The organism is Streptomyces globisporus, from assembly GCF_003501885.1.
GTDB lineage: Bacteria > Actinomycetota > Actinomycetes > Streptomycetales > Streptomycetaceae > Streptomyces > Streptomyces globisporus_D.
The window spans coordinates 1-420 of the sequence record NZ_QWFA01000444.1 but is presented as its reverse complement, the minus strand read 5'-3'; the positions used below and the strand labels follow the sequence as shown (position 1 = coordinate 420).

The window sequence follows — 420 nt, the reverse complement described above, 5'->3', positions numbered from 1 at the left end:
CCGGAGCAGATCGCCCAGGGTGGCCGGGTCCAGGCCCGCCGCAGCAGCAGCGGTAGTGGTCATGGTCAGCGCCCCGTCCGGCCGTGCGCGGCCCCATGGTTTGCGGTGTAGCCCTCGACCAGGGCACGCACCTGGTTGTCCCCGGTCGCGGTTGCGGTGGCTCCGCAGTGGCAGACGGCCGAGCCGGTGGCCGGGGCGTTCGGGGAGGGCTTGCTGACGTGGAGGCCGGGACGGTCCGGTGTGGGGGTCAGGTCGGCCACGGCCCTCACGCCCCGATCCGGCTGTGGGCACGGGCGGGGGTGGCGGTGTGGCCGGTGCCGCGGCAGGCGGGGCAGTGGGCGGTGATGGTCTGGTGCTGTCCGTCGGGGGTGGTCTGGCCGGTGGTGATGGTGACGGTGGGGAAGCCGTCGCAGTGGCCGC

The 420-nt window shown here is 75.2% G+C and carries 1 protein-coding gene; it reads right to left on the bottom strand.

All coding sequences use genetic code 11. The features are described 5' to 3' along the window. Positions 1 to 65 precede the first annotated feature (65 nt). Entirely contained in the window at positions 66 to 260 is a 195-nt protein-coding gene (locus D3105_RS34230) for a hypothetical protein (protein ID WP_103538249.1), read from the bottom strand. Positions 261 to 420: the final 160 nt, after the last annotated feature.